Consider the following 25360-nt stretch of genomic DNA (forward strand, 5'->3'; position numbering starts at 1 on the left):
GGTTCGCCAGTCCCCTGGTGTGTCATCGGGGGCATGGCGATTACGTTGGGCGAGCCGGGAATCGGCGGGCTGGGCCAGGCTGTGGGCGTGCTGCGCGACTGGCAGAGCGACGAGGCTCCGATGCAGTTGCATCCAGGGGATCTGGGCTGGTTCTGGCGGGCAGGTGCGGAAGCGACCGCCGCGGCGGTCAGGACGTGGAGCCGGGGCGGGCGGATTCTGGCCGTGGGGCTGCTGGACGGTCCCGGGCTGTTGCGGCTGACGATCGCGCCGGACGCTCAGCGGGACGAGGAGCTCGCGCAGCAGTTGGTTGAAGATGTGACCGATCCGGGGTGCGGGGTGTTGCCCGAAGGGAGGGTGAACGTCGAGGCGCCGATGGGCGCAACGGCCCAAGATCTGCTGTCCGAGGCCGGCTGGAAGGTCGACGAGCCGTGGACGCCGCTGCGCCGCGACCTCACGGAGCCGGTGGCGGACCCAGGCGTGCGGATCGAGGTGGTCGGGCCGGAGCAGGCGCATGTCTATACCGCCGTACATCGGGCGGCGTTCGACGGGTCGAGGTTCACGGATGAACGCTGGCACGCGATGGCCACCGGATTGCCGTACGCCGACGCCCGATGTCTGGTCGCGTACGACGACCAGGGCAACGCGGTGGCGGCGGTGACGGTGTGGTCGGCCGGTCCGGGCAGGCCAGGGCTGCTCGAACCGATGGGCGTGCACCGGGACCACCGCCGTCAAGGCTACGGCGAGGCGATCACCGTCGCTGCGGCGGCCACACTCCGGGAGCTCGGTTCGTCGAGCGCGATCGTCTGCACCCCGAGCTCCAATGTCGGTGCCGTCGCCACCTACAAGTCGGCCGGCTTCCGGGAACGCCCCGAGGTCCGGGATCGGTACCGGGATGTCTAGTGCCTCGGCTCTTCTGTGGTTCCCCCGCTGCACACAACGTTCTTTGCGTTCGTCCGCAACGAGGTGAAGACTGGATTGTCCGAGGATCTGGGTGCATCCTCACAAGTCCTGGGTGCGCAGGTCCCCTAGGTCGATACGGGTATCTCATGCCCGCATGCGGTTCAAACACTTCTGTTCCATCCGGGAACAATCATGACCAGCACCCCGCGTCGGCGGCTCAGCCGCTATTTCGGCGCGTCATGTCTGGCTGTTGCGCTTTCCTTCTCGGTGACCCCGGCCTTCTTCGAGGCAGCCGCCGTTCCGGCTTCCGCAGTCTCGACAGCCCCGGTGCAGCAAGACCCCGGCGGCGGCGATGGCGGATCACAGGACTCGGGATCGCATCAGCAACAACAATCGTCGCAGGGCGAGGGCGGCGACGGCGGCTCCGACGGCAACGATCCCGGGATCGACCGGAGCAGCGACGGCAGCGACTACTCGAACAGCAACTCGCGCGAGGGCAGCGACAGGCAGAACAGCGGGAACGCCCACAACGCGGGCGAGTTCGACCCCGACTCGTGCGAGTTCGACATCCAGCAGAGTGCCGAAGCGCCCACGTGGTGTGAACAAACCATTGAACAAAGCGCCGCAGCATCCGCATCCGAGTGACCGACAGCGGATGTGAAGGCGGTCCGGATCGCGTCCGCGGCGGCCCGCGGGTACCGCCGGTCGGTGGGGCCCGCGGGCCTCAAGCGGGCAGGGCGGCGAGCCAGTCGGTGAGGATCCGGTTGACCTCGGCGGGGCGTTCCTGCTGGATCCAGTGGCCGCAGCCGTCGAGGATGTGTGACGAGACCAGGTTCGGCAGGGTGACCGGGTACGCCTTGATCGCGTCGGCCAGCCAGGTCGTGGAGGCGTCCAGGCTGCCGCCGATGAACAGGGACGGCTGGGTGAGCGGAGCGCCGTCGAAGGCGGCCAGGTCCTCCCAGTCGCGGTCCATGTTCCGGTAGCGGTTGAGCGCTCCGGTGAAGCCGGTGCGCTCGAACTCCCCGGCGTAGACGTCGAGATCCCTCTCACTGAGCCAACCGGGCAGCCGACCGCTGGGGAACCGGTCCCGCAGCGTCCCGGCCCTGCCGACGAAGTGCGGGTCGGGAGCGCCTGCTCGCGGCATGGTGTCGGCTGACAGAGCCGCGTAGAAACCGGCGAGCCAGCCCCGTACGTCGGGCTCGATCTCGGCCTCGGCGCGACCCGGCCGCTGGAAGTACGAGATGTAGAACTCCTCGTCCCCGCCCAGCCGGGTGAAGACGTCGCTGGGGCGGGGGCCGCCGCGCGGAGTGTAGGGAACGCTCAGCAGTGCGACGGCCCGGAAGAGCTCCGGCCTGAACAGAGCGGAGTTCGCGGCGATGGCCGCGCCCCAGTCGTGGCCGACGACCACCGCCGGCTCCGCGCCCAGGGACTGCACGACCGCGGCGTTGTCCTCCACCAGGTCGAGCATCCGGTACGCGTCCGTCGAGGACGGCTTGGAGGAGCGGCCGTAGCCGCGGACGTCGATCGCGACCGCGCGGTACCCCGCCGCCGCGAGGACCGGCAGCTGGTGGCGCCAGGAGTACCAGGATTCGGGGAAGCCGTGGATGAGCAGCACCAGCGGTCCGGTTCCCTGCTCCGCGAGGGCGATCCGGCCCCCCGGCGTGGAAACCGACCGGTGCGTGGCCTCCATGACGTGCTGAGACATGCGCTCCTCCACCGACCTGTGGTCTGCGGTGCGCCGCGACGACCCGTTGCCGCCGCTCCGCAGCTCTGTTGGCTCGACGCCAATCATCCGGAAGGTCCTGCTGTGAGGACGAGGTTGTTTGCCGAATCGGCAAGTGCCCGGTAGCCGGCCCACTGCGACCTCCTCCGGGGCGGCCGGCTCCCGTTCGGTGGCTCCGGATCCTCGGTACAACCATTGCGCCTGGTCACGGGTCTCCTTGAGCGTTCGGCCGTCATGTGCGGCCACTCGCTCGACGCAAGTACCAAGCAGGAGACTCAGCGTGCCCCAGCACCTTCGCACCACCCTGGCCATCGCCGCCGTCGCGGCCCTGACGGGCGGGCTGCTCACCGTCACGGCCGGTCCGGCCACAGCCGCCGGATCCAACGTGCCCGGCGACTTCAACGGCGACGGCTACCGCGACATCGCGGTCGCCGCGCCCGGCGCGTACGTGGCCGGCAGGTCCGCCGCCGGGCAGGTCGTCATCCTGTGGGGCGGTACGACCGACCCCGGCAACGCCCGGCGCACCGTCATCAGCCAGGACAGCCCCGGCGTCCCGGGCGGGGCCGAGGCCGGGGACCGGTTCGGCGACGCCGTCGTGGCGCAGGACCTCAACGGTGACGGCTACGCCGACCTCGCCGTGGGCGCCCCCGGCGAGGACGTCGGCAGCGATGCCGACGGCGGTACGGTCGCCATCCTGTGGGGCTCCGGCACGGGCCTGACCAGCGGGGTGACGGTCGCGGACCCGGCGCCGGGCTCCCACGACAAGTTCGGCCGGGTGCTCGCCGCGCTGGTCGACAGCGACCAGAAGCCGGACCTGGCCATCGGCTCGAGCAACCCGACGATCGACGTCTACCGCGGCGGCTTCACCAAGACGGGCGGTCACGGCGGCGCTTACCGCTTCGTACCCCCGTCCTCCGTCACGGGCGCCCCGACGGCCATCGCCTCGGGCAACTTCGGCGGCGAGGACCTGATCGCCGACATCGTCGTCACCGGCACCAGCACCTACTACGCGCTCGGCTCCGCCGACGGCCTGAGCCCCGCCGGCACCGTCAAGCTGCCCACCAGCACCTCCGTCGCGATCGGCGACTTCGACAACAACTTCTACGAGGACATCGCCCTCGGCGCCCCGAACGAGGGCGGCGGCGTCGTCCGCGTCTTCAACGGCGACGCGAAGGGCCCGTCCGCCACCGTCTCGTACACCGTCACGCAGGACTCGCCCAACATGCCGGACACCAGTGAGCCCGGCGACCGCTTCGGCGCCTCGCTGGAGGTCGCGGCGTACCGCGGGTACGGCTCCCAGCTCCTCGCCATCGGCGCCCCGGGCGAGAGCCTGGGCAGCGCCACCGGTACCGGTGCGGTCACCCTCGTCTTCGGCGGCGAGAAGGGCTTCGACGCGATCGGGGCCGACAGCACCACGTCCACCCGGTTCTTCGCCCAGAGCACACCGAACGTGCCGGGCAACGACGAGACCGGCGACCACTTCGGCAGTTCCCTCCACCTCGCCGACACCCACAACGATGGGGACTGGGACCTTCTCGTCGGCGTCCCGGACGAGAACGCGGGGGACGGGGCGGCCGTCTACTTCCGTGGCAGCAACGGTCCCAGCGCCACCGGGACGCCCGGTGTCAGCGCCTCCGGGACTGGTGTCTCCACCTCCGGCTCCCCGGTGTTCGGGGTGCGCCTCACCGGCTGAGGCCGAGCGCCGAAGGCTCCGGCGGAGCGCTGGGCTCAGGGTGACGCGGTCCACCGTGGCGCGGCCTCGGCCCACTGGTTCGCCCACTCGGCGAGATTGCGCCGGTACAGGACCAGGGCAGCGGCGCGATAGGCGCCGGCACCGGCGAGAGCGACGGCCAGGAAGGTCAGAATCGCCCAGCCCATGGTGCGGCTGCGGATCTGCTCGTCGGTCATGGGCGGCTCGGTGATCGCTCCTTCCGAGCCGACCCAGACGTCGACGCCGCTGCCCTCGGTCAGCCCGGGCAGAACGTCGGTCTTCGCGGTGCGTGTCCGACCGTCCGGGCCGGTGAAGCGGACCGTGACCGGATAACGGGTCTTCCTCGCCTCCGCCGAGCCGGGCTCCGGATGACGCGGGGCGTCCTGAGCGAGTACGGCCGTGGTGAGGTGCCGCGTCCGCATCTGGTGCTCGGCGGTCGCGCGATAGTGCCGGTGGGCGGCGTCCCCGACGGCGAACGTGGCGGCCAGACCCAGGGAGGGCACGAGCACGCACAAGCCGAGCGCGATCCAGCCCTGGAGACGGTCGGAGCGCCGGCGCAGTGGATTGCGTCGGCGGCGCCACAGTGCCAGGGGATGAGCCGAGGCGTGCCGAGGGGAGCGGGTCGGAGGCGGTTGCGCGGGGGGTGTCGCGCCGGACACGGTGGTTCTCCTTCCGGGGCGGAGGGGCTGCCGGGTGCGGCCGGGACGGCACCACCCAGAGCGGTGGCACGGCACCAGCGGGGCGGTGGCGCGGCACCGGCCGTGGCGGTGGAGAGGGGGTTCAGCAGGAGTGCGGGCCGGATCCGGGCGGGGACGTGCCGCCGGTCGAGGGATGAGCGTGTGCGGCCTGCAGGACCCTGGCGGCGCCGCGGATCGCGGCGGTGTGCGGGGCGGGGACGGGACGCAGAGGCGCGTGCAGGCCGCCGTTGAGCCGGAAGGTGAGGTCGGGGCGCAGAGCGCCGCCGCCGGCCAGGAGGGCTCCCCGGCTCAGGGCGTCGGCCGTGAGGGGGCTCCGGTCCTGCCGGAGCATCGAGGTGATCATGGTGGTGATGGCTTCGCCGAGCTCCGCCGTGGCGCCGGGGCCGGCGAGATCGGTGGTGCCCAGGGCGGTTCCGCGGGCGTCGAAGACGGCGCCGTCGACGAGGAGGACCACCTCGGTGAGGTGGGCGCCGACATCCACCACGAGCAGTGGCCGGGAGAGGTCGGCGTTCGCGCCCAGAGCCACGGCGCGCGCGGTCGGCACGGTCAGCGTCGCGCGCGGGTGCAGCACGTCCACGGCCGCGCGCGCCCGTTCCCGGTAGGTCGGGCCGTCCAGCACGGGCGCGGTGACGACCACGAGCGGGCGGGTGTGGCGGGGCAGCCGGTGGTCGAGCAGCCGTTCGAGCATGCGGGACGTTTCCGGGACGTCGACGATGGCGCCGCGCTGGATCGGGGGCACCGCCCCGGCACCGGGGGAGGGCATCGTGGGTACGTCGAGGATCGTTCCGCGGCCGGCGATCCAGGCGCGGGTGCGGGCGCTGCCCATGTCGAGGGCGAGGCCGCAGCACCGCCGGCACAGTGGCCAGGGCCAGCGTCCGTGCCGGTGCCGGTGCCTGGCGGGGGAGTCGGTCCCGGGGTGGCGTACGGCGGTCATCGGCCGGCCTCCCGTACCTGCTGGCACCGTGCGCAGTAGCGGGCCTGGGGCACGATCATCAGACGCTCGCGGTCGATGGGACGCCGGCACAGGTGGCAGGCGCAGTAGCGGCCCTCGGCGATGCGCCGCAGCGCCGCCTCCACGTCGCTGAGGACCATGCGCGCGGACGCGGCGAGTCTGACCCGCACTTCGGCCTGTGCCGCGGAGCGGCGCCGGCGCGAGGTCCCGGCTTCGGGCGGCGCCGCGGCGAGCTGCCGAAGCTGCTCCTGGCGGAACAGGCGCTGCTCGTGCAGGTTCTCCTGCAGCGCGGCGAGGACCTCGGGGGACAGGTGTGTGGCACGGTCGCCGATGATCTGATGGTTCACCACTTCACCCCTTTGGCAGGGCGGGAGATCTGGGTAGGGCGGGGGTTGGGGCACGGGCACGGGCGCGGGAGCCGGGCGACCGGATCGCGTCCGGCGCGACGCGACGCGGCGAGGCCGGTCAGGCAGTGGCGTGGCGCTGGCAGGGGACGCAGTACCGGGTGTAGGGCAGGATCTCCAGGCGCTCGGCGGGCACGGGCCTGGAGCAGCCCAGGCAGGTGCCGTAGGAGCCGTCGTCGATACGGGCGAACGCCTCGTCGATCTCCTTGAGGACCCGCCGGATCGCTGCCGCCTGGGTGGACATCAGGTGGTCGGCCGCGCTCTGACCGGTCTCCTCCAGGGCCTGCAACTGGGCCATCCGGCTGCTGCGGGCGTGCTGGAGGCGCTGGCGGGCCTCGTGAGCGGTCAGCCGGCCGGGGCGGGGGTCGGTCTGGGAGGTGTCGAGCGTCATGACGAGGTCCCTTCTCGGGGTGTGAGCAGGCGCAGTGGTGGCCGCCCGGTTCGGCCGTGTGCCGTCCGCACGACTGCGGGCATCGGCCGATCCGGGCGGCTCGGTCACCTTCGACTCTGCTCGGCCCGGCCGTGGAAACCCATCGGGCACAGACCCCATTCGCACTGGGTCGCGATAACCACCCGGCGACCACCCGGGACGGCGCATGGGTAACCAGTGACCTGGGAAATGGGGGTCGGACCCCATCGACCGCGCGCGCCCGGTGGAGGCAGGCTGGAGTCGGATCGATCATGACCGGACACCGCGGTCCCGCCGGGGTGTGATGAGCGCGAGCAGAGTCGATCGAGGTGGTTCGCAGAAGGAGGAGTTCTCCCCGTGTCGCTGTTCTGGCGGATCTTCGGGCTCAACGCCCTGGTGCTGGGCGCCGCCACGGCACTGCTGCTGTGGGCGCCGGTGACGGTGTCCGTGCCGGTGCTGCTGACCGAGGCGGTCATCCTGGTCGGCGGTCTGGCCGTCATGCTGGTGGCCAACGGCACCTTGCTGCGCTGGGGTCTGGCCCCGCTGGACCGGCTGACCAGGCTGATGACCACCGTCGACCTGCTGCGCCCCGGCCAGCGGCTGCCCGTGCCCGGCGCCGGCGGCGGCAGAGAGGTGTCCGAACTGATCCGCACCTTCAACGCCATGCTCGACCGGCTGGAGCACGAACGCGCCACCTCCAGCGCTCGGGTACTCCTGGCCCAGGAGGCCGAGCGCCGCCGCATCGCCCAGGAACTGCACGACGAGGTCGGGCAGAGCATGACCGCGATACTGCTGGTGCTCAAACGCGCCGCGGACGACGCCCCCGAGCCGCTGCGCGAGGACCTCCGACAGGCCCAGGAGATCACCCGGGCGAGCCTGGACGAGGTTCGCCGCCTGGTACGCCGCCTGCGGCCCGGCGTCCTGGACGACCTGGGCCTGGTCAGCGCACTGACCTCGCTCACGCAGGACTTCGCCGTCCACACCGGGCTGCATGTCGTGCGCAGCCTCGACACCGACCTGCCCGCCCTCGACGAGGGAAGCGAACTCGTCCTGTACCGGGTGGCTCAGGAGAGCCTGACCAACGCGGCCCGCCACGCGGACGCGCGTCGGGTGGAGGTGAGCCTGCACCGCTCGGGTGACGCGGTGACGCTGGAGATCACCGATGACGGCCGTGGCATCGAGGCCCCCTGTGAAGGCGCCGGGATCCGCGGCATGCGCGAACGGGCGCTGCTCGCCGGGGCCGGCCTGGACATCACCTCCACGCCCGGCACCGGCACCCGCATCCGCCTCGTCACCCCCGTCTCCAGGGAGCAGCCCTGACCATGTCCGAGCCGATCCCCCTCGAACCCGCCACGATCGTGACACCGCCCCCGGCCGGGTCGACGCCGATCCGCATCCTCCTCGCCGACGACCACGCCCTCGTACGCCGCGGTGTACGGCTGATCCTCGACCGGGAACCCGACCTGCGGGTCGTCGCCGAGGCCGGGGACGGTGCCGAGGCCATCGAAGAGGCCCGGCGGCATGAGATCGACCTGGCCGTCCTCGACATCGCCATGCCGCGCCTGACCGGCCTGCAGGCCACCCGCGAGCTGGCGGCGCTCAAACCGGGCCTGCGGATCCTGATGCTGACCATGCACGACAACGAGCAGTACCTGTTCCAGGCGCTGAAGGCCGGGGCCTGCGGCTACGTACTGAAGTCGGTCGCCGACCGCGACATGGTCGCCGCCTGCCGGGCCGCGATGCGCAACGAGCCGTTCCTCTACCCCGGCGCGGTCACCGCCCTGATCCGCAACTACCTGGACCGCGTCCGGCACGGTGAGGAGAACGCCGAACACCTGCTCACGCCGCGTGAGGAGGAGGTTCTCAAGCTGGTCGCCGAGGGCCACTCCTCGAAGGAGATCGCCGAGATCCTGTTCATCAGCGTCAAGACCGTGCACCGTCACCGGGCCAACCTCCTGAACAAACTCGGCCTGCACGACAGGCTGGCGCTCACCCGGTACGCCATCCGCGCCGGCCTGATCGAGCTCTGACGCCCGTCCGCCCTGCCACCTCCCCGCCATCGTCCGGGGCTCCGGCCGTCCCCTGCCCGGCCGGAGCCCCGGCCGGGCACCCCGCCCATCCGAGCATCCAGAAGAAAGGGACGGTGCATGCGCCGGGCGTTCCGCACCATCCCGCCCCCCGTCGCCGCCGCCGGTCACCGGCTGGCGACGACGCTCACCCTGCTCCTCGCCGTCCTGCTCGCGGCACTTCCCGCCGATGCCGTGCACACCGCCGCCGCCCCGGTGCCCAACCCGGCCGCGGTGGTCACGGGTGCCGAGCGTCCTGACACCGGTCCCCGCGCGGAGGACACGTGCGCGGCGGGCTGCACGGCCCAGGCCAGAACCCGGCACGACCACCTCGGGGAGCGCCCGAACCTACCGGATCACCACGCCACCGACCCCCGCGACAGCGCCGCAGCCGCCGGCGCGGGCACGTCGGCGCCGTCCGCGCACTCACCCGTCTCTCCCGGCCGGTCGGCGCACGACCGCGGCCGGGCCCCTCCGGCGCCCGCAGGTACCTGAGACAACCTGCCCGTTCCCTTCCCTCCCCTTCCCTCTTCCTCGTCGCGGCCGCGTCCGCCGCTGCCGCGACGTGCCTGCCGGAGGCTCGCGTTGAAACGCCGCAAGAACTCCCTGCGCACGCGTGCGCTGCTCGCCCTCGCCGTGATCGCCGGATCGCTGGCCATCGCCCTCACCACGCCGATCCGCCTCGGACTCGACCTGCGCGGCGGCACCCAGATCATGCTGGAAACCCGCCCCACCGACACCGCCGACGCCGACCGCGCGGCCACCGACCGCACCGTGGAGGTGCTGCGGGGCCGTATCGACGCGCTCGGTGTCGCCGAACCCACCCTCGTCCGCTCCGGCGACCACCGCGTCCTCGTCGAGCTGCCCGGCGTACAGGACCCGAAGAAGGCGGCCGACGTGCTGGGCCGCACCGCGCAGCTCACCGTCCACGCGGTCCTCGGCACGGCCGAGACCCCCGACGGCACCACCACGCCCCCGACCCAGCCGGACGACCCGGCCGGGGGACGGACCCTGCCGGACGAGTCCGGACAACTGCTGCGGCTGAAGGCCGCCGACCTGAACGGACAGGACGTCGAAGGCGCCGACGCCCGTTTCGACCAGCAGAGCGGCACCGGATGGCATGTCACCGTCGACTTCACCGGCAGCGGCCGCGACCGGTGGACGCGGGTCACCGCACAGGCCGCCTGCCACCCGGCCGGCGATCCGCAGCGCCGGGTCGCCATCGTCCTCGACGACAAGATCATCTCCTCACCGCAGGTCGACCCGTCCGTCACGTGCGGTGCGGGCATCCCGGGCGGCACCACCCAGATCACCGGCTCCTTCGACGACTCCGAGGCCCGCGAACTGGCCCTGCTCATCTCCGGCGGCGCCCTGCCCGTCCCCGTCGAGATCGTCGAGCAGCGCACCGTCGGCGCCACCCTCGGCGACGCGGCCATCGAGGCCGCCGCCCGGGCCGCCGTCATCGGCACCACCCTGACCGCACTGTTCGTCATCGCCGTCTACCGGCTCATGGGCCTCCTCGCGACCGTGGCCCTGGCCTGCTACGGCCTGATCTCCTACGCCGCCCTGGCCCTGCTCGGCGCCACCCTGACCCTGCCCGGCCTCGCCGGGTTCGTGCTCGCCATCGGCATGGCCGTGGACGCCAACGTCCTCGTCTTCGAACGAGCCCGCGAGGAACACGCCGCCCGTACCCGGCCCAGCCCCCGCTCGGCACTGACGGCCGGATTCCGCGGCGCGCTCAGCGCCATCGCCGACTCCAACATCACCACACTGATCGCCGCGGCCCTCCTGTTCGTCCTCGCCTCCGGCCCGGTCCGCGGCTTCGGCGTCACCCTCGGCATCGGCGTCCTCGCCTCCATGATCAGCGCACTGGTGATCACACGGGTCCTCGCCGAGTACGCGGCCGGCCGGCCCGCGGTCCGGCGCCGCCCGCACCTCACCGGCATCGCGAGCACCGGATGGGTCCGCGACGGACTGCTGCGCCGCGACCCGTTCCTGATGCGCCACCCACGCCGCTGGCTGGCCGTGTCCGCCGCCGCCCTGGTCATGGCCGCCTCGGGCATCCTGGTCCGCGGCCTCGACTTCGGCATCGAGTTCACCGGCGGCCGGCTCATCGAGTACTCCACGACCGCCGCCGTCGATCCGGACCGGGCGCGGGAGGCCCTCACCCATGCCGGATTCCCCCGTACGGTCGTCCAGTCCTCCGGCGACACCGGCCTCACCGTGCGCACCGAGAACCTGACCGGCACCGAGGAGGCCACCGTCACCGAGACCATCGGCGGCCTCGGCGGCGAGACGAAGAAGATCCGTGACGAGCTGATCGGCCCCAGCCTCGGCGACGAACTGCGCCGCAACGCCCTCATCGCCCTCTGTCTCGCCCTCGGCGCCCAGCTGGTCTACCTGGCGGTCCGCTTCCGCTGGGTGTTCGGAACCGCGGCCGTGGGCGCGCTCGCCCATGACACGGTGATCCTCATCGGTGTCTTCGCCTGGCTGGGCAAGCCCATCGACGGGCTCTTCCTGGCCGCCCTGCTGACCGTCATCGGCTACTCGGTCAACGACTCCGTCGTCCTGTTCGACCGCATCCGCGAACTCATCGCCCGCGACCGCACGACACCGCTGTCCCGGCTGACGAACCAGGCGATCCTGCAGACCCTGCCCCGCACCGTCAACACCGGCATGGGCGCGGCCCTCATCCTCACCACCCTGGCCGTACTCGCCGACAACACGCTCACCGACCTCGCCCTGGCCCTGCTCATCGGCCTGGCGGTCGGCACGTACTCCTCCGTCTTCACCGCGGCCCCCCTCACCATCACCTTGTTCCCGCACGGGAAGGCGCAGCGGCCGCCGCGCCCGCCCCGGCCGGCCGGTGACGGCGACACCACGCTCCCGGGCGTCCGACGGCCGCGGCAGCACGAGCGGCGGTGAGACGCGCGGCGCACAAGGAACGGAACCCTCGGCGGCGCTACGCCGGTCCGGACTTCGCCGGCACGCACAGCCACGCGAGGGCCGCGGCGGTCAGGTAGGTGAGTGCGCCGACGGCCATGCTGGTGCGCAGCCCGGTGTCGTAGTCGGTGGCTTAGGCGAGCAGGCTGCCACCGAGCGCGACGCCGGTGGCACTGCCGATCTGCCGGGTGGTCAAGAAGGCGGAGGCGGTCCCGGAGTGGCCCAGGGCGCGGCACCCATCACCGTGGCGGTCGAGCCGGTGAGCGCGAAGGAGGTACCGAATCCCGCTGCCATCATCGGGGCCACCAGCAGCGGGTAGGCGAGGGTGGATCCGCCCGCCGCCCGGACGGCCAGCCCCAGGGAGGCCAGGAGCATGCCGGAGATCACCAGCGGTCGATCCCCGGTACGGGCGCACCACGAACGCCGCGGCCGCCGGCACGGCCAGGCCCACGCCGGTGAGTACCGCCGGATCGGTCCAGCCGCGGCGTCCGGCCTCGTTGAGCGCCGAGGTCAGCGACGCCACCGCCGCCACGACCGCGCACTGCGCCGGCCAGTCCAGGCTTCGGGCGGCGAGCCGAGGCGAGCGGGCCACATGCCGCAGCGTCAGCACCAGGCAGGCGGCACCGACGGGCAGATTGATGATGAACACCCAGCGCCAACCCACCGTGGACACGAGCACGCCGCCCAGCAGCGGTCCGGCGGAGGCCGCGATGCCCGCCGTCGAACCCCACACCCCGAAGGCCCGGGAGCGCTCGGCCCGCGCCGGATAGGCCTGCTGGATGAGGGCCGGGGAACCCGGCACGATCAGCGCGGCGCCTAGGGGGCGTCTCGCCGATCATGCCGGGCTCGCGGCGCCTGGCACCGCACCTCGCCGCGTTGTCGTCACTCTCCCCCACGCTCGAACGAACTCCCGCGGGGGCACCCCCATGGCGCCGCATCGGCTCCCTCCTCCGCCTTGCGATGCACGGCACCAGGCGCCGCTCCCTGATCCGGCATGATCGACGAGACGCCCCCTAGCCCTTCCACCAGCCGGGCCGCCACCAGGAAGGCGGCGCTCGGCGCGAGAGCGCACGCGGTCGAGGACACCGTGAACACCGCCACGCCCGCGCAGAAGACCCGGCGGTTGCCCAACCGGTCGCCCAGCGCGCCACCGGTGAGCACGAAACCGGCGAACACCAGGGTGTGGCCGTCGGTGATCCACTGGATGCCGGTGAGCGAGGCCGACAGCTCCCTGCCGATCACCGGCACGGCGACATTGATGACCGTCACGTCCAGGATCACCATGAAGTACCCGGCGCACACCGCGAGCAGTGGTGCCAAGGACCGCCGCTCGGATGCCACGACCGCTCCCGTCCCCTTCGTATAGGAATGCACCGGTATGCACGGGGAGTACCGCCGTGTGCACGCAGGCGGGGCGGGGCGCTCCGCTGTCACCTCGTCATGCCGGCGGGCCGGGCGGCTACAGGCCGTTCACCTTGGCGTTCGCCGAGATCGTGTAGACCAGGGTGATCGTGCGGCGGCCTCCTGGAGGCAGCGGGACGTTCCAGCGGACGATGCCGTCCGCGTCGACCTTGTCGGGGGCGGGCGAACACGCCTCCCCGCGCAGGCCCACCTCCACCGCCGACGTCTCCGAGACCGGTATGCGTTCCCGGACGACGACCATGTGCGCGTCGTGCTCGCCGGGCGCCGAGAAACGGGAGAGATGCAGCCGGACGGTCCGGGTGAGAACGGTTCGCTGGGTGAGCCCGGCCGTGTCCCGGGTCTCCTCGGTGTGCCGCAGGACCCGGTGGTCGTCACGGCTGCCGAAGGCGAGCTCGACGGAGGCGCCGGGCGCGGTGAAGTCCAGCGTGCCGCGACCGGTGAACCCGCTGCCGCTGACGAGGTCCACGGGCCCGGCGAGCAGCGCGTGCCCGGAGCGGTTGTCGAACCGCACGACCTGACCGACCAGCGGGGAGAGTTCGGGCGAACAGGCGTACTCCCTGGTGGCCGACGTCGTGAAGGACGACAGCGGCACACGGTGGGCGCGCCCGTCCGACGGTACCGAGACCGACGCGTCGCAGCGCAGGACCCGGACCTCGCCGCCGTCGTCGACACCCGGCAGGCCCTGCACGGGGACGGGACCGAGGTCCGCGATCTCCTCCTCGCGCAGCTCGACGTGGAGGGTGCGGCGCTCGGCCGGGGAGCGGTCCTGGAGCGTCAGCCTGTCCTCCCCGAGCCGGGGCGGTTCGGTCGCCCGCGCGGAGCGGGCCGTCGACAGGGTCAGCCGTACGTTCGACCAGTCCTCGCCGGTGCGCTGCCAGACCATCGCGTCCGTGTCCAGCGTGAGCGAGTCCCCGTCGAGCACGGCCCGGTAGGCGGGCCGCCACAGCGCGCACGGGGTGAGGTGGGTCAGGCACAAGGTGGCAGGTCCGGCGGCGGCCGCCCGGACGGTCAGCTCGACATGGGCGACCAGCTCGGCGGGCGCGGTCCCGGCGACGGCCAGGGCTCGCTGGACGTCCGCGAGTTCGGCGGCGAGCGAGGTCAGCCGGGCGTCCACCTCGCGCAGTTGCTCGCCGTAGGTGTCGCGTTCGGCGTCGACACGGTCGAGTTCACGCGTCCAGCGGACACGCTCGGCCGCACCGAGGCCGGCGCCCTCGCCTATCTCCCGCAGGAGATCGGCGGCGAGACGCCCGAGGAGGTCGAGGCGGGCGAGCAGGCGCTCGCGCCGCTGTCCCAGCGAGACCTGTTCCTCTTCGAGGGCGGTCACGCGGTGGCGCAGGGCGGGGTCGTCGGCTGCGGGGCCGGGCCCGCGCGGTGTCCAGGCGCGTACGACCCTCGCGTCGAGGACCGAAGCCGGATGAGCGGCGTCGGCGGACAGCTCGGCGCTCAGGCTTCGGTCGACGGCGAGGGCGCTGATCGGTCCGAGACGCAGCCGCTGCGTGCCGGCCTCCAGGTCGAGTACGACGGTGCGCTCGACGTGGGCCCGGTCCTCCAGGCAGGTGACGGCGGTGACGGGGAGGGCGATCGGTTCGGGACTCGTGGCCATGAGATGTGTCAGCTCCTGCGGTTGCCGCCGGTCAGGGCCTTGCCGGCCGGGATGCGGATGACGTAGCCGCCGTCCAGGGCGGCAGTGGCGCGGGCGGGCAGCTCGATCCGCCACACCCGGGTGCCCGGCGCGTGCCGCTCGGCCTCCGCGCCGTCCGACGGAGCCTTCCAGTCGGCCCTTTCCTCGATCCGTACCTCCGCCTCGGAGGTGACCGGCACCCGCTCGCGCACCTCCACGGTGACGGGAACGGAGAGCCGGTTGGCCAGCTCGACGTGGACGCGGTGGTCGAGCACGGTCACGTTGTTGCGCAGGCCCGAGGTCGACTCGTGCAGGCTCGTGCGGCGGGTGACCTTGACGGCCTCGTCCGGTCCGAGTCCCACCCGGCACACACCGCCGGGAGCGAGCGTGGGCAGCGAGGTGGTGAGCAGGAAGTCCCCGTCGCTCGCGACCTCCAGCGGCCCGGCCAGCAGTGCCTGCTCGGTGGTGTTGGACAGCACCAGCGTCGTGTACACGGCCTGTTCCACCGACGGCACGCACAGGTACTCGGTGCGCAGACCCACCGGCACCTCGCCGACGGCGATGGTGTGCCACGAGCCGTCCGAGGGGATGTCGGCCCGGGCAGCGGCGTCGTAGCGGTGGTCGAAGGAGCCGGCCGACTCGCGGGGACGGACGGCGCTCCCCGGCAGGGGCAGGGCGGCGACCTGCTCGGCGCGCCGGCGGTGCTCGGCCGTCACCGGGTCGTACGACGTGCCCGGAAACAGGCGTCCCCGGCGGTCTTCCCGCGCGTCGGGTCCGGAAAGGACCAGCGCGGCGTAGTCGAGTTCGTCAGGGCCCGGCTGCGGGGGCCCGGCGAAGGAGACCGGAAGCGGGACGGGCGGAGCGGCCGCACCGGGAGCTGCCGGAGCCAAGGCGGGGGCTGCGACGGGCAGGGCGCCGGTTCCGGACGTGCTTTCCGGCATGAACGCAGGCGGCTGCGTGTATTCGGCTGGTGGGCCGCCGGACACCGCGGGCGCGGGACTCGCCACCGTGCCGCCGGGTGCCGGAAGGACTGCGGGCGGTGCGCCGTACGCCGCCAGCGGCGAAGGCACAGGCGGGGGCGGAGGGGGAGGCGGCACAGGGCCGGGAGGAGAGCCGGCTACGACCGTCTCGGTGCCCGCTCCCCGTAGCGAGGTGCCGTCGGCCTCCGGACGCGGTCCTGCCGCGTCGTAGGCGGCGAAGAGGTCGGCCAGCCCAGGCGCGGGCTCGCGCCAACCCGACGGCGCGGGGGCGGGCTGGCTGCGTCCGATGCGGATCGAGCGGAGCCGGGGCGCGTCGGTACGGCGTCGCAGGTCGGCCGTGGCCAGCGAGACGCGGACGCCGCTCCAGTCCTCGCCGGTGCGCTGGGCGATCGCCGCACGCATCAGCAGCCGTCCGGCGCCCTCGCCTTGACGGTGGTTCAGACGGTAGACCGGTACCCACAAGGCGCCCGGCACCCCGTACTCGACCTCCACCTCCACCTCGGGGTCCGTGCCGCTGGCGCCGGCGAGGGTCACCACCGCGCACAACGCGGTCTCCACGTGCGCAGCGGGCGCGTCGGTGGAGGCGCGGGACAGCCTGTCGGCGGCGATCTCCAGTTCGTGCTCGACGCCCTTCAGCTCCTCGTCCAGCTCCCGGAGGCGGGAGTGCAGCACGGCCAACCGGTCGTCGACGAAGTCGGCGAGCTCCAGCCAGGCGTCGACCGGAGTGGGACGGTGCGGGTCCTCTTCCCCGCGGGGCGGCGGCACCGGGCGCAGCCCCGCCACCTCCCGGATCAGCCCCAGCTGCCGGTCCCGGCGGGCTCGGACGGCCTGGCAGGCGTCGCGGAGCCGCTCCACTTCACGCCGCAGCTCGCCGGTCGGACGGGTGCCGGCCGGTTCGGCCTCGACCTCTACGCGGGCCTCGGTGACACGGACTCCGCTGCTGCCGACGACCCGCGCCCGCAGCGAGCCCGGGTCCATCGAACGGGGCAGGCCGGTCACCCGCACCCGTCCGTCCACGGGCACGCCGCCGCGGGCGAGCCGGCGGCAGAGGGCGCCCTCCGCGTAGACCACCACCGAATCGAGTGCCGATGCCCACCTCGGGAACGTCTCAGCCGTCATGTGCTCCCCCACGTGCCGTGTCAGTGCCGAGGGAACTCTATGCCGGACGGCGCACGGCATCCCCACCACCGACGTCCGGACCGGTTCACTCCGCCGGACGCGCTCACCAGCGTGGCGGTCCTCGCAGCGCCGACCGCGGTGATTGGCTTCACCACGCGCCGGGCGGGCGGGGGATCGGGAGGGCGACGTTCATGCCGGTCTCGACAGACATGATCGACATCGACGTGTCGTGGGTACTCCCTCGCAGGCCGTCGAGCACCGGGAACCACACCGGTCGTACCCGTGGACAAGGAGGCTGACCCGTGACCGAGCAGCAGCAGGACCCCACCGAGCGGCACCCGCAGCCGGACTTCCCCGGCCAGGATCAGCCGCACCCCGGCTGGACCGGGCCCATGGACCCGCCCCCGGACCACGGGGAGGAGTCGTACCGGGGGAGCGGCCGGCTGGCGGACCGCAAGGCCGTGATCACCGGTGGCGACTCCGGCATCGGACGGGCGGTCGCGCTGGCGTTCGCCCGGGAGGGGGCCGACGTCCTGTTCACCTATCTGGAGGCCGAGAAGGACGACGCCGCCGAGACCGTCCGGCTGGTCGAGGAGGCCGGGCGGCGGGCCGTGGCCGTCTCGTGCGACGTGCGCGAGGAGGAGAACTGCCGGGCCCTGGTGGAAAGCGCCGTCGAAGAGTTCGGCCGCATCGACGTCCTGGTGAACAACGCGGCGTACCAGATGTCGCAGCCGGACGGCATCGAGGCGATCTCCACCGAGCAGTTCGACCGGGTGATGCGGACCAACCTGTACGGCATGTTCTGGCTGTGCAAGTTCGCCCTGCCGCACATCCCGGAGGGCGGCAGCATCATCAACTCCACCTCGGTCCAGGCGTACAAGCCCAGTCCGCACCTGCTGGACTACGCGATGACGAAGGGCGCGATCGTGACCTTCACCCAGGGGCTGGCGCAGATGGTGATCGACCGGGGCGTGCGCGTCAACGCCGTGGCTCCGGGCCCGGTCTGGACACCGCTGATCCCGGCGACCCTGCCGGACACGCAGGAGTTCGGCAAGCAGGCACCGATCGGGCGGCCCGCCCAGCCCGCCGAGATGGCCCCCGCGTACGTCTTCCTCGCCTCCCAGGAGGCGTCGTACATCACCGCGGAGATCGTCAACGCGACGGGCGGTACGCCGCTGCCGTAGCCCGCCGGCATCGTCGACACCGGCCGGTATCCGGAGCCGCGTGCTGCCGGATCAGGCCGGTTCGGCGGTCCACGGCCAGGCGGACTCGCGGCCGGCCTCGATGAGGCCCACCATCCGGAACGCGGCGTCCGTGAGGCCGCCGAAGGTGTGCCGGTGGGGGCCCGTGGGGCCGTGGGCCGGCCGGTACCCCGCCAGGTTCCATGTGTACACCGGGATGTCGGCCGGGACCGGTTCGGCGGGTCCGCCGGGGTTGTAGGGGGCAGCCTGCTCGTCGGTCACGATCAGGACCCGGTCGTGCTCCCGGAAATGGGTCCGCACGGCCTGCATGGTGTAGGTGCCTCCGAGGCTGTGGAACCGTTTCAGCACCTCGAGCACCGGTTCGCCCGGCTCGAACGGCACCTTCTTGCTGTGCCACCCGAACTCCACCAGATCCGCCTGCTCGGCACGCATGGCGAGCGCGGCGCCGAACACGGCGGCCGCGTCCGCCCGCGTGAGCTGGGACCGCTCGGAGACGGTGTCCCAGAACATGGAGTCGGACCGGTCGACGAGGATCAGCGTCCGGCCGGGCAGGGACGGCACGTTGGCCAGGGAGTGGCCCAGTGCCTGTTCCAGCGCGGCCGCCCAGCGCTGCGACGGCGCGTGTCGGTGGGCGGCCAGGTAGCGGAAGGGGAACTGTGGGGACCGGGCGACCTCCGAGGGATCGGAGAGCCGTGCGGCGACCTGGGCCGCGACGTCGTCCGAGACTCCCGCCTCGTCGAAGTTCCGCAGGTTCCGAAGCAGCGCCATCGGCGCCATCGTGGGGATCACGGCTTCCCAGACGGCGGCGTCCATCGGACCGTGGAGCCAGCCCGCAAGGGACTCCCACGTCATGCCGGCCCCTGCCAGACGCTCTGAGCCGCCCGGCTCGGTCACCACCGCCCGCCGCTCTTCCGCAGCCGTCTCCATCAGCGCCCGGTGGGCGGTCAGTACGTGGTCGGAAGCCGGCGGAACCGCGTGCTCCGGGCGGTGGCGGCGGTCCAGGGCGTACCGGAACAGCGCGCCCTGCCAGGGCTTGTCCGGGTCGGGGGAGGCGTGCACCAGATTCAGCACGTCCCCGAAACGGAAGGCCTTGGACGCGGTGTCGTACTTGAGCAGGGACCGCGACGTGTACAGCCGGCGCACGCCGTCGGCGATGCCGCGCTTCACGGGCTGCGGCACCTTCCGCCCGTACACGGAGACCCAGTAGGCGAGCAGTTCGCCGGGTTCGTCGGCGCGCTGGAGCACCGAGTCGATCACGGACCGGTTCGACGGACCCGTGGACACCCCGGCCTCGAGCCGGGCCCGCACGTACGTGGCCGCTCCCACCAGGGACGCCGTGCGCATGTTGCCCTCGCCGCGAAGCCAGCGCAGCAGGCCGGCCGTCCACACGGGGTCCTGGACGGCGAGTTCACCGACGAGACGGACGTACCGGTCGTCCCGCTCCTCACCGCTCTCGTAGAAGGTCCGCTGGGAGACGAAGTTGCCGACCGCGAGGAGGAACAGTTCCTCCCGGGGCTCCCGGACGAAGGCCGGGCCGCCCTCGTAGGTGAGCAAGCCCGGCCTGGTGGGGCTGAGGGAGTGCCGTTGCGGGGGCATGGAACGGGCAGCCGCCGAGATCTGCGGGGTCACGAGCATCTCGGACCAGACCTTGGACACGCGTTGGGTGTAACGAGGCAGCGAATCCCCCCGGATTCGAAAGACGGGACGGCCCCGGCCAGAGGGGCCGACGGGGCGAAGACGCCCGCGCCTGCCGAGATCAAAAGGGGCGGCGGCGTCACTTGGTTGTCAGAGGAAGTAGCCGCAGCCGAGCGCATCGGAAGGCGCGGTCGCGATGCGAACCTACAAGATCCACCGGGCCACACGCCAGCGAATTAAAAGGGCGGAACTACTCGGTGCGCAGCGCCGCGGCCGTACGGGCCCTGGCCGCCCAGCCGGCCGGCACCAGTGCGCCCAGCACCGCGAGCACGACACCGCCCAGTCCGGGGAGGAGCAGCTGGAGAGGACCGAACACGTCGAGGACCGCCGGCGGCATACCGGTGCCCACGGCGCGCCCCATCACCGGCATGACGAGACGGTGCACCACGTACCCCGCCGGCACGCCCAACAGCCCGCCGGCCACGCCGATCGCGGCCACCGAGGAGAGCACGAGGCTCACGGTCTGCCGCGGCGTCATGCCGATCGCCTTGCAGACGCCCAGGTCGTGGACGCGTTCCCGGGTGTCCAGGACGACGGAGTTGAGCACACCGAGACCGGCCACGGAGACCAGCATGAGGGTGAGCAGCACCGCCATCGCCTCCATGATCAGCAGGACACCCTTCTGCTCCGGCGGGGGGACGGTCGTGGCGTCGCCGCCCAGTGGCCGCACCGCCGCCGCGAGCTTCCGGGCGTACTCGTCGGCCGGGACACCGGACTTCACGTCGACCAGGAACGAACTGGGCTCGGCCGACGGGAAGTCGGCCATGTCCGCGTGGATCTCCAGCGCGTCGCCCGAGGTGTCGAACGACTCACCCACGATCCGCACGTCGGCGGTCTCCTTCTCGTAGGTCAACCGGACCGTGTCCCCGATCTCGGTACCGGTGCGCTCCAGGAAGCGCGAGGGCACCACGACTTGGCCCGCACCGGTGATCCAGTGCCCGGACAGCATCTCGAGGCTGCCGGAGCGCGCGTCGCCGTCGTAGAGGCTGGCCCGCACCGAGCCGGATACCCCGGCCACCGCGACCTCGGTCCGAAGCTTGCCGTAGTACGACTCCAGGCCCGGCTGGGACGTGATGGCGGCCCGCACCTTCTCCGGGTCGGCGACCCTGGGCCTGGACGTGCCGACCGCGCTGCCGCTCACGGGAGGCGGGCTCGCCGTATCGCCCCCCACCGGAGGCGGCGGCGGGGGAGCGACAGCAGCAAGCCCGACCGTCGTGACCGTGACGGCCGCACGGCTCTCGGGATCCTGCGAAGCGCCCACCGCGCCCAGGGACGAGGTCAGCCCCACCGCGAAGGTCACCGCGACCGTGCCGAGCGCCACCGCGAGCAGCATGGCGAGGGCACGGACCGGATGCGTGAACGGGGTGGCGAGACCGTAGGTCACCGGCCGTGGCAGCGGCAGCCGCCCCAACGCCCGGTGCGCCCACTGCCCGCGCCCCGTGCGCGGCGCCCGGCCCATCGCGATGGCCTCGACCGTGTTCAGCCTTCCGGCCCGCAGCGCGGGAACCAGCGCCGCGAGCCCCACGACGAGCAGGGCGGCGACCGGCACCACGAGGTCCACCCACCAGGCCACCGACAGCGAGACGGCGCCGTAGACCGACTCCGTGTCCGCCAGCAGCGGCACCGCCAGGAGGTTGCCCAGCACGACTCCCACGGCGATGCCGACGCCCGCCGGAATCAGCGCCTGGGCCACGTAGGCCCCGACGACCTCGCGTGGCGTGAAGCCGATCGCCTTGAGGATGCCGATCCTGCGCAGACCGGTACCGACCGCACCGCTGACCACACCGCTGACGGTGATCACCGACATCGCGATGCCGAGCACGCCGAAAGCCGTCACGAACGGGACGGTCGCCGCCGCACCCTGATCCGCGGCACGCTTGGTGTCCAGCCAGGACTGCGTAGCCAGCAGCGCCCGCTGCCCCACCGACTCGGCGAGCCTCGCCCGGCCGGCGAGGATCCGCTGCTTCGTGCCCGCCGAGTCGAAGCGGTAGAGCATCTGACTCGTGACGCGGCCGCCCCGCGACGCCAGCGCGTCGACCTGCTCCGGGATCGTCCAGGCGTCGGCGGTCCTGCCGGCCGACACGGCGTACCCGACGACAGAGAGGGCCGGGGCGTCCGCGGTGTCCGCCGTCCTCAGGGTGGAGCCGATCTCGGTGGAGGGCCCCTCGAACGACGCGTCCAGCACGATCTCGCCCGGCTGCCGCGCCCACCGGCCGCTCTTCAGTTCCACCCGGTCCACGTGCGCGTCCGGACCGGACCGCCCGACCAGGGTCAGCGCCGGCATCCGGAAGCCCGCCCGGTCCACCGGGCGGAAGACGACGGACGAGTACGGCCCCGCGCTCGCGGTGACGCCGGCCAGCTTCCCGGTCTCCGCCAGCCGCTCCGCACTCACCTCGGCCGGATCGAACTGCGCGGTGAGGTGCGGGCCCCGCTGCCTGTCGAAGGCGCGGTCGAAGGGCGCGGCCGCGGCGACCATCAGCGCCCCGGCGACCACGGCAGAGGCCACCGCCATCATGGTGGCCACGGCGATCACCACGGTCTGAACCCGCCGCCTTGCCACCCCGGAGCGTACGACCCGGCCCAGCGCGCCGGCACCGAACAGGCTCATCGGACGGCCCGCGCGTGCGTGTCGAGGGCGAGGCGACCGTCGACCAGGTGGATCGTGCGGCTCGCGCACGCCTCCGCCAGCGCCAGATCATGGGTCACCAGCACGACGGTCTGGCCGCCCCGGTGCAGATCCGTCAGCAGTTCGCGCACGTCGTGACCCGAGGCGGTGTCGAGGGCACCGGTGGGCTCGTCGGCGAGCAGCAGCTCCGGCCTGTTGACCAACGCCCTTGCCACACCGACCCGTTGGCGTTCACCCCCGGACAGCCGGCCCGGGTAGGCGCGGGCGTGTTTCCGGATGCCCAGCATGTCCATCAGCTCGGCCGCGCGGGCCGTGGCCGAGCACCGGCCGGTCCCGGTCAGCTGTGCCGGAAGCAGGATGTTGTCCGTGACGGTGAGGTCGTCGAGGAGGTTGAAGAACTGGAAGGCCATGCCGATGTGCTCACGGCGGAACTTGGCGAGGGCGTGCTCGCTCAACTGGTCGATCCGGCGCCCGGCCACGGTCACGGAGCCCTCGGTCGGCTTGTCCAGGCCGGCGACGAGGTTCAGCAGCGTGGACTTGCCGCTGCCGGAGGGTCCCGTCACGGCAAGGGCCTCGCCCTTGGCGACGCTGAGCGTGAGCGGTCCGAGCGCCGGCGCGGCGGCGTCGTCGTAGCGCTTCGCCACACCCTCCAGTGCGATCACTTCATTCATGCGGGTCGTCCGTCCTTACGGTCGCGAGAGGCACCTGCCGTTGCCGACCCGGTGAACCTAGGGACCGCTGCCCGCGGGGCGCATCGGCCGCGGAAGCGACATCAGAACGTTCCCGCGGATGATCCGGCCGCGGGGTCCTACCTGAGAAGTAGGCCTCGCGGACAATGCCACGACCGGACAGGCGGACGCGGGCCGGGCACCGGGCCCAGCAGAATGTGCGGATGGAGACGGAAGACCGGCGCGGCAGACACCGACAGCTCATCGACGCGCTGCGCCCCGAGGTGAAAGCCGCCCCGCTGTCCCGGCGAGCGGTGCGCGCCGACGCGGCGCTGGCGGTCCTGCTCACCGTCGTCGCCCTGTTCGTCGCGGTGCGCTACGCCGGTGACGGGCCGATGCACGGCAACCCTCCCGGCGTCGACGTCGGCACCGGGATACCGGCCCCGCCCTCGCCGCCCGGTCCCGGCGAGGCACCCGTGGCGGAGCAGCCTTCCCCCGCGCCCTGGGCCCTGGTCGTCCTGTCGACGCTGCCGCTGGCACTCCGGCGCCGGTACCCGCTGACCGTGTTCGCGACGGTGCTGGCCGCGAGCCTGGCCATCGGCGGCTCCGCCACCTGGATCACCGTCCTGGCCTGTGTCGTCAGCGCCTACGGTGCCGTCGTGTACAGCCGGTACCGGATCCTGGCGACCGCCGTCCTGGTGATCGCCGCCGCGCTGTCCGGTATCGCCTTCCGCAACGCGGACCCCGTGCTGCCGGGATGGTCCAGCCCGGGATTCGTGCTGCTGGTGGCCGGGATGCTGGCCAGCCTCGTCCGCTTCCTGCAACTGCGGCTGGCAGCCAGCCGGGACCGGGTCACCGAACTGCAGGCGGCTCAGGAGGAGGCCATGCGCCGGGCCGTCGAGGAGGAGCGAGCCCGCATCGCCGCCGAACTGCACGACGTCGTGACCCACAATGTGAGCGTGATGGTGATCCAGGCGGGCGCCGCCCGCAAGGTGATGGACGTGGTGCCCGAGCAGTCCAAGGAGGCGTTGCTGGCCGTCGAGGCGGGCGGTCGGGCCGCCATGGCCGAACTGCGCAACGTGATGGGCCTGTTGGCGGGACCGGACCACGACAGACCCGATGGCCTGGAGCCCCAGCCGCAGCTCGCCCGGCTCGACGCGCTGGTCGCGCGGGTGCGCGCCGCCGGGACACCCGTCAGCGTCGAGATGTCGCTCCCGCCGGAACCGCTGCCACCGGGAGTGGACCTCGCGGCGTACCGCGTCGTGCAGGAGGCGTTGACCAACACGATCAAACACGCGCGCGGCGCGGAGGCGTCCGTTGCCATCGGGTACACGGACGACTGTCTGCGGATCGAGGTCACGGACACCGGCGGCACGGGAGACTCCACGCCGGTGGAGAGCAACGGCCGTGGCCACATGGGGCTGCGCGAGCGGCTGGCCGTCTACGGGGGCGAGCTGACGGCCGGGCCGACCCGAACCGGTGGCTACCAGGTCACGGCCCGTATCCCCCGGAGCGCGGGATGACCGCGGTCCGGCCGCCGCTGCGCGCGGTCATCGCGGACGACCAGGCTCTCGTACGCACCGGGTTCAAGATGATCCTGGCCGCGGACGGCATCGAAGTGACGGCCGAGGCGGCCGACGGGGCCGAGGCCGTCGCTGCGGTCCGCCGCACGCGGCCCGACGTCGTCCTCATGGACATCCGGATGCCGGAGATGGACGGCATCGAGGCCACCAGGCGCATCCTCGCGAACGACGACCGGCAGGAGACCCGGGTCGTCATCCTCACCACATACGACCTCGACCACTACGTCTACGCCGCGCTCACGGCCGGCGCCAGCGGCTTCCTGCTCAAGGACGTCACCCCTGAACGCCTGGTCGCCGCCCTCCATCTGGTGCAGTCCGGTGACGCCCTCCTCGCGCCCTCGATCACCCGGCGGCTGATCGAGCGCTTCGCCCGGCACGACGAACCGCAGACCGTCGCCCCGCACCGCGATCTGTCCGGCCTGACCCCGCGTGAACTCGAAGTGCTCCGCCTGCTCGCGACGGGCCTCAGCAACGCCGAACTCGCCTCCCGGCTCTTCCTGAGCCCGACCACGGTCAAGACCCACGTCGGCCGCATCCTGTCGAAGCTGGACCTGCGCGACCGTGTCCAGGCCGTCGTCTTCGCCTACGAGACGGGCCTGATCGCTCCTGGCGGGGGCGCCTAGGCCCAGGATCTTCCT

22 protein-coding genes are annotated in these 25360 nt (G+C 72.7%); 10 read left to right on the plus strand and 12 right to left on the minus strand.

Features of this window, described 5'->3' with window-relative positions; genetic code table 11:
* Positions 1 to 33 precede the first annotated feature (33 nt).
* Positions 34 to 900 carry a GNAT family N-acetyltransferase gene (locus tag ACSU6L_RS37435; RefSeq protein ID WP_437064137.1) on the plus strand — a complete coding sequence of 289 codons (867 nt, stop codon included), beginning with the start codon at positions 34 to 36 and terminating at the stop codon, positions 898 to 900.
* Between the two features lie 192 nt (positions 901 to 1092).
* Positions 1093 to 1545, plus strand: coding sequence for a hypothetical protein (locus ACSU6L_RS37440; protein ID WP_437064138.1), 453 nt, complete (start codon positions 1093 to 1095; stop codon positions 1543 to 1545).
* 79 nt (positions 1546 to 1624) lie between these two features.
* Here ACSU6L_RS37440 and ACSU6L_RS37445 read toward each other — a convergent pair whose 3' ends face one another.
* Positions 1625 to 2605, minus strand: coding sequence for an alpha/beta fold hydrolase (locus ACSU6L_RS37445; protein WP_437064139.1), 981 nt, complete (start codon positions 2603 to 2605; stop codon positions 1625 to 1627).
* Positions 2606 to 2903: 298 nt separating this feature from the next.
* Between ACSU6L_RS37445 and ACSU6L_RS37450 the strand changes: the two genes are divergently transcribed.
* On the plus strand, positions 2904 to 4316 hold the full coding sequence (locus ACSU6L_RS37450) for an FG-GAP repeat protein (RefSeq protein WP_437064140.1): 1413 nt from the start codon (positions 2904 to 2906) through the stop codon (positions 4314 to 4316).
* A 35-nt stretch (positions 4317 to 4351) separates the two neighbouring features.
* Here the strand turns inward: ACSU6L_RS37450 and ACSU6L_RS37455 are convergent, their stop codons facing one another.
* From ACSU6L_RS37455 to ACSU6L_RS37470, 4 genes are all read right to left on the minus strand, one after another.
* Positions 4352 to 4993 (minus strand): Rv1733c family protein, encoded by a 642-nt coding sequence (locus ACSU6L_RS37455; protein WP_437064141.1) that lies wholly within the window; start codon positions 4991 to 4993, stop codon positions 4352 to 4354.
* Positions 4994 to 5114: 121 nt separating this feature from the next.
* Positions 5115 to 5966, minus strand: coding sequence for a rod shape-determining protein (locus tag ACSU6L_RS37460; protein ID WP_437064142.1), 852 nt, complete (start codon positions 5964 to 5966; stop codon positions 5115 to 5117).
* The gene (locus ACSU6L_RS37465; protein WP_437064143.1) at positions 5963 to 6334 is read right to left on the minus strand and encodes a TraR/DksA family transcriptional regulator; all 372 of its coding nucleotides are present in this window, start codon (positions 6332 to 6334) and stop codon (positions 5963 to 5965) included. Before ACSU6L_RS37465 ends, ACSU6L_RS37460 begins: the two co-directional genes overlap by 4 nt.
* Before the next feature lie 115 nt (positions 6335 to 6449).
* Positions 6450 to 6779 (minus strand): TraR/DksA family transcriptional regulator, encoded by a 330-nt coding sequence (locus ACSU6L_RS37470; protein WP_437064144.1) that lies wholly within the window; start codon positions 6777 to 6779, stop codon positions 6450 to 6452.
* A gap of 375 nt (positions 6780 to 7154) precedes the next feature.
* On the opposite strand from ACSU6L_RS37470, the gene ACSU6L_RS37475 reads away from it, so the two are divergent.
* From ACSU6L_RS37475 to secD, 4 genes are all read left to right on the plus strand, one after another.
* Positions 7155 to 8117, plus strand: coding sequence for a HAMP domain-containing sensor histidine kinase (locus ACSU6L_RS37475; protein WP_437064145.1), 963 nt, complete (start codon positions 7155 to 7157; stop codon positions 8115 to 8117).
* A 2-nt stretch (positions 8118 to 8119) separates the two neighbouring features.
* Positions 8120 to 8827, plus strand: a complete 708-nt coding sequence (locus tag ACSU6L_RS37480; RefSeq protein WP_437064146.1) for a response regulator — start codon at positions 8120 to 8122, stop codon at positions 8825 to 8827.
* Between the two features lie 117 nt (positions 8828 to 8944).
* Positions 8945 to 9358 carry a hypothetical protein gene (locus tag ACSU6L_RS37485; protein ID WP_437064147.1) on the plus strand — a complete coding sequence of 138 codons (414 nt, stop codon included), beginning with the start codon at positions 8945 to 8947 and terminating at the stop codon, positions 9356 to 9358.
* Positions 9359 to 9448: 90 nt separating this feature from the next.
* A complete protein-coding gene (gene secD / locus ACSU6L_RS37490) occupies positions 9449 to 11788 on the plus strand; it encodes a protein translocase subunit SecD (RefSeq protein WP_437064148.1) in 2340 nt (779 codons plus the stop codon).
* Between the two features lie 151 nt (positions 11789 to 11939).
* Here secD and ACSU6L_RS37495 read toward each other — a convergent pair whose 3' ends face one another.
* The 4 genes from ACSU6L_RS37495 to ACSU6L_RS37510 all read right to left on the minus strand — a co-directional run bounded on the left by ACSU6L_RS37495 (position 11940) and on the right by ACSU6L_RS37510 (position 16948).
* Positions 11940 to 12608, minus strand: a complete 669-nt coding sequence (locus tag ACSU6L_RS37495) for an MFS transporter (protein ID WP_437064149.1) — start codon at positions 12606 to 12608, stop codon at positions 11940 to 11942.
* A gap of 80 nt (positions 12609 to 12688) precedes the next feature.
* Complete coding sequence (locus ACSU6L_RS37500; RefSeq protein ID WP_437064150.1) at positions 12689 to 13147, minus strand: MFS transporter; 459 nt, start codon at positions 13145 to 13147, stop codon at positions 12689 to 12691.
* A gap of 118 nt (positions 13148 to 13265) precedes the next feature.
* Positions 13266 to 14831, minus strand: coding sequence for a mucoidy inhibitor MuiA family protein (locus ACSU6L_RS37505; RefSeq protein WP_437064151.1), 1566 nt, complete (start codon positions 14829 to 14831; stop codon positions 13266 to 13268).
* A gap of 8 nt (positions 14832 to 14839) precedes the next feature.
* Positions 14840 to 16948, minus strand: coding sequence for a DUF4139 domain-containing protein (locus ACSU6L_RS37510; protein ID WP_437064152.1), 2109 nt, complete (start codon positions 16946 to 16948; stop codon positions 14840 to 14842).
* A gap of 302 nt (positions 16949 to 17250) precedes the next feature.
* On the opposite strand from ACSU6L_RS37510, the gene ACSU6L_RS37515 reads away from it, so the two are divergent.
* Positions 17251 to 18132 carry an SDR family oxidoreductase gene (locus ACSU6L_RS37515; RefSeq protein ID WP_437064153.1) on the plus strand — a complete coding sequence of 294 codons (882 nt, stop codon included), beginning with the start codon at positions 17251 to 17253 and terminating at the stop codon, positions 18130 to 18132.
* Positions 18133 to 18183: 51 nt separating this feature from the next.
* On the opposite strand, the gene ACSU6L_RS37520 is transcribed toward ACSU6L_RS37515, so the two are convergent.
* The 3 genes from ACSU6L_RS37520 to ACSU6L_RS37530 all read right to left on the minus strand — a co-directional run bounded on the left by ACSU6L_RS37520 (position 18184) and on the right by ACSU6L_RS37530 (position 23142).
* Positions 18184 to 19746, minus strand: a complete 1563-nt coding sequence (locus tag ACSU6L_RS37520; RefSeq protein ID WP_437065184.1) for a TROVE domain-containing protein — start codon at positions 19744 to 19746, stop codon at positions 18184 to 18186.
* Positions 19747 to 20035: 289 nt separating this feature from the next.
* The gene (locus ACSU6L_RS37525) at positions 20036 to 22453 is read right to left on the minus strand and encodes an ABC transporter permease (RefSeq protein ID WP_437064154.1); all 2418 of its coding nucleotides are present in this window, start codon (positions 22451 to 22453) and stop codon (positions 20036 to 20038) included.
* On the minus strand, positions 22450 to 23142 hold the full coding sequence (locus ACSU6L_RS37530; RefSeq protein WP_437064155.1) for an ABC transporter ATP-binding protein: 693 nt from the start codon (positions 23140 to 23142) through the stop codon (positions 22450 to 22452). Before ACSU6L_RS37530 ends, ACSU6L_RS37525 begins: the two co-directional genes overlap by 4 nt.
* 221 nt (positions 23143 to 23363) lie before the next feature.
* On the opposite strand from ACSU6L_RS37530, the gene ACSU6L_RS37535 reads away from it, so the two are divergent.
* Both ACSU6L_RS37535 and ACSU6L_RS37540 read left to right on the plus strand, forming a co-directional pair.
* A complete protein-coding gene (locus ACSU6L_RS37535; RefSeq protein ID WP_437064156.1) occupies positions 23364 to 24662 on the plus strand; it encodes a sensor histidine kinase in 1299 nt (432 codons plus the stop codon).
* Positions 24659 to 25345 carry a response regulator gene (locus tag ACSU6L_RS37540; RefSeq protein ID WP_437064157.1) on the plus strand — a complete coding sequence of 229 codons (687 nt, stop codon included), beginning with the start codon at positions 24659 to 24661 and terminating at the stop codon, positions 25343 to 25345. Before ACSU6L_RS37535 ends, ACSU6L_RS37540 begins: the two co-directional genes overlap by 4 nt.
* The last annotated feature ends 15 nt before the right edge of the window (positions 25346 to 25360 follow it).

The sequence above is a fragment of the Streptomyces sp. enrichment culture genome (assembly GCF_964272855.1).
Taxonomy (GTDB): Bacteria; Actinomycetota; Actinomycetes; order Streptomycetales; family Streptomycetaceae; genus Streptomyces.